Source organism: Vibrio marinisediminis (assembly GCF_014050145.1).
Classification (GTDB): domain Bacteria; phylum Pseudomonadota; class Gammaproteobacteria; order Enterobacterales; family Vibrionaceae; genus Vibrio; species Vibrio marinisediminis.
The window spans coordinates 1-255 of sequence record NZ_JACFYF010000305.1 but is presented as its reverse complement, the minus strand read 5'-3'; the positions used below and the strand labels follow the sequence as shown (position 1 = coordinate 255).

Sequence of the window (255 nt, the reverse complement as noted above, 5' to 3'; positions counted from 1 at the left end):
GTTTGGTTGTAAAAAATGGGTTGAATATATTTTCGCTTTTTGAAACATCAATACCTTCTCCTTCATCACTAATTTCAATAATAATATTTTTAATATTCTGTCTTACATTCACCGTGATAGTACCATTTTCAGGTGAAAAATGAATGGCATTGATTATTAAATTGAAAATTACTTGGGTTAACTGAATACTATCTACACGATACGGAATATCTTCTTCTAAAATTTGAACCTTACAATCTATATGTTTTGAAATGA

Annotated in this window: 1 protein-coding gene; it reads right to left on the bottom strand. The window is 27.5% G+C overall.

Features of this window, described 5'->3' with window-relative positions:
* Positions 1 to 255: ATP-binding protein (locus tag H2O73_RS24180; RefSeq protein WP_182110825.1), on the bottom strand; the 255-nt coding region annotated here is incomplete at both ends.